This window comes from Shewanella sp. ISTPL2, from assembly GCF_013283205.1.
Taxonomy (GTDB): Bacteria; Pseudomonadota; Gammaproteobacteria; order Enterobacterales; family Shewanellaceae; genus Shewanella; species Shewanella oncorhynchi.
Map to the genome: position 1 here is coordinate 1 of NZ_JAAPAV010000004.1, position 2,946 is coordinate 2,946.

The 2,946-nt window shown below is 44.6% G+C and carries 2 protein-coding genes; one reads left to right on the forward strand and one right to left on the reverse strand.

The features are described 5' to 3' along the window. The first annotated feature begins 99 nt into the window (after positions 1-99). On the forward strand, positions 100-1,116 hold the full coding sequence (locus tag HUB64_RS23020) for an IS110 family transposase (protein WP_173496475.1): 1,017 nt from the start codon (positions 100-102) through the stop codon (positions 1,114-1,116). Between the two features lie 437 nt (positions 1,117-1,553). Here HUB64_RS23020 and HUB64_RS23025 read toward each other — a convergent pair. Further along, positions 1,554-2,731 (reverse strand): IS3-like element ISSba5 family transposase gene (locus HUB64_RS23025; RefSeq protein ID WP_173244624.1). Its coding sequence is split into 2 segments (ribosomal slippage): positions 1,554-2,473 and positions 2,473-2,731, totalling 1,179 coding nucleotides; the frame shifts between segments, so codons are not numbered across the junction. Positions 2,732-2,946: the final 215 nt, after the last annotated feature.

Sequence of the window (2,946 nt, forward strand, 5' to 3'; positions counted from 1 at the left end):
AAACAGGGATAATGGAATGGACCCATCCACTTTTAATCGGCCTCGCAATGGGCCACGATGTAGTCGCTAAAACTCATCAGAAAGAGGACGGGTCCACCTATGAAGATTACTACAATCGGTTTAGATATCGCAAAGTCTGTTTTTCATGCTGTTGGTGTCGATAAAGCAGGCAAGTTAATCAAAAAGAAAATGCTTAGACGCAAAGACTTGCTGCCCTTTGTCGCGAAAATTGAGCCTTGCCTTATCGTTATGGAGGCGTGTGGCGGCGCGAGTTATTGGGCCAGAGAATTTGAGCAATTTGGGCACGTAGTTAAGTTAATTGCCCCGCAGTATGTGGTTCCTTTTAGGCAAGGTAATAAAAATGACTACAACGATGCGCTAGCCATTGCGGAGGCTGCGCAGCGGCCCAACATGCGGTTTGTAAAACCCAAAAGCGTCGAGCAGCAAGATGTGCAACTGCTCCACCGTATGCGCGAACGATTAACTAAACAATCAACAGCCTTAATCAACCAAGTGCGAGGCATGTTAGCAGAATACGGTATTGTCATTACCAAAAGTAAATCGGCTTTTAAAGCCCAGTTACCAGATATTTTGGTCGATGAAGCCAATATGCTGACCATCAAGGGTAAAGCCATCTTTTATCAGTTATATGATGAGGTTATCGACATTGAAAAACGGCTTAAGAGTTGTGACACCCAAGTACTAAACGAAACTCATAACAATGTGATTTGTCAGCGATTACAAACTATTCCTGGTGTTGGGCCTGTCACCGCTACGGCGATTTATGCTGCAGTGGGTGACGGTAAAGACTTTAGCAATGGCCGACATTTTTCAGCTTGGTGTGGCTTAGTACCTAAGCAGCACAGCAGTGGCGGGAAAGATAACCTCCTCGGGATAAGTAAGCGGGGAAACGCCTATTTACGTACGCTATTCATCCACGGCGCCAGAGCGGTGTTGCGACACAGTGGGAGTAAGTCGGATAAGTTGAGTTGTTGGGCTATCCAGCTAGCGGAGCGCCGAGGTTTCAATCGTGCGTGTGTGGCCGTCGCGAATAAGCTCGCCAGAATGTCATGGGTTATCGCGGCACGTGAAGAAGAGTTTCGGCTCGCTATGTAACAACATCAAATGTACTTATTATGTTAACGATTAACCAACCAGCAAGTTGCTAAGACACTTGATTTGATGATGAGACAGTCAGACTGATCTACTAAAAACCTTACGAAAACATAGGCTCTGATGAAGCCGCAGGGATGATAAGGACAGTAGAAGCAAATATCCATCAGGGCCAGAGGAATCCCTCAATAAGAGGCCGAATATATGGGTGCAATGAACTCTTCTCAAAATTGATATCGAATGTCTTGCAAACCGGATGGGTCCATATATGTTTTNAACATAGGCTCTGATGAAGCCGCAGGGATGATAAGGACAGTAGAAGCAAATATCCATCAGGGCCAGAGGAATCCCTCAATAAGAGGCCGAATATATGGGTGCAATGAACTCTTCTCAAAATTGATATCGAATGTCTTGCAAACCGGATGGGTCCATTGTAGTGGTCAAGTAAAATTGGCCACGGTTTTAGAGTCATTCCAATATAAACGTTCTGACTCATTTGGCGTTAACCCACCATTATATTGATGGGGTCTGGTCTCACTGTAATATCCAGTGATGTAATTTGTGATCTCTTTATCTGCTTCTGTAAAATTCCCATAACCACTGGCAGGTATCCACTCAGATTTCAAACTTCTAAAGAAACGCTCCATTGGTGCGTTATCCCAACAATTCCCGCGGCGACTCATACTTTGCTCAATCTGAAGACGCCATATTAATTGTCTGAATTTCAAGCTTGTGTAATGCGAACCTTGATCGCTGTGATATATCACATTCTCAGGCTTACCCCTTAACTCAAATGCCATTTTCAAAGCTTTACAGGTCAGCGCACTATCTGGTGATAATGACAAAGCCCATCCAACAGGTTTGCGGGAAAATAAGTCTAAAACAACGGCTAGATAGGCCCAGCGATTACCGACCCAAACATACGTCACGTCGCCACACCACACTTGATCTGGTTGAGTTACTGCAAACTGTCGATTAAGCGTATTGGGGATTGCAACATGCTCTTGTGTCGCTTTCCTATAAGAATGCTTAGGCTGCTGACAGCTTAATAACCCAAGTTTTTTCATTAGATTACGGGCTCGATAACGACTGAGACCAATCCCTTTGTTAGTCACTAATTGCGCTATCGTTCGCGCACCGGCAGAGCCATGACTAATACGATGTGCGGCCTTCACTTCACTGCATAAAATAGTAAAGTCTGTATCAATATGTTCTTTTCTTTTTAGCCAATACTTATAGCTACTTCGATGCACTTTGAATGCATTACAAATTGTGAGAATAGAGTGGCTCTGCTTGAGTGCGCTGATTAGCGTAAATTGTTCATCGAGTCTGACATCAAGAGAGCGGTAGCCTTTTTTAGGATAAGATTGTGCTCCTCAAGACGAGCTATTTGCTTCTTCAGCTCACGGATTTCAATTTGTTCAGGGGTAATCGGAGATGCTTTTGGTGTGCCACCCTGGCGTTCTAGTTTTAACTGTCTCACCCATTTATCCATAGTGGACTTACCTACGTTCATCGCCTTTGCAGCTTCGATGATGCTATGGTTTTTATCGAGGACTAATTGGGCTGCTTCAAGTTTGAATTCAGCACTAAATGTTTTTCTGGTTGTCGATCTCATGTTTTCACCTAAAGTCATCTACGAGGTAATAATATCACCTCTATTTAGGTGGCCAAAATTAGTGTGCCACTACAAGGGACGCATCCTTCGGAAGCGATAGCAAATTTGTCAATGAGCACAAGGGGCTTTCAACTCTGTTGGGGGCGTCTTGGAGCATCCAAGGAGGATAGGACGAGCAGTCCTCCTTGGTCGGGTGTGGGGTGAAGCCCCACGAC

Coding starts and splice junctions, on each gene's coding strand:
- HUB64_RS23020 (WP_173496475.1), top strand. CDS start 100: ATGAAGATTACTACAATCGGTTTAGATATCGCAAAGTCTGTTTTTCAT.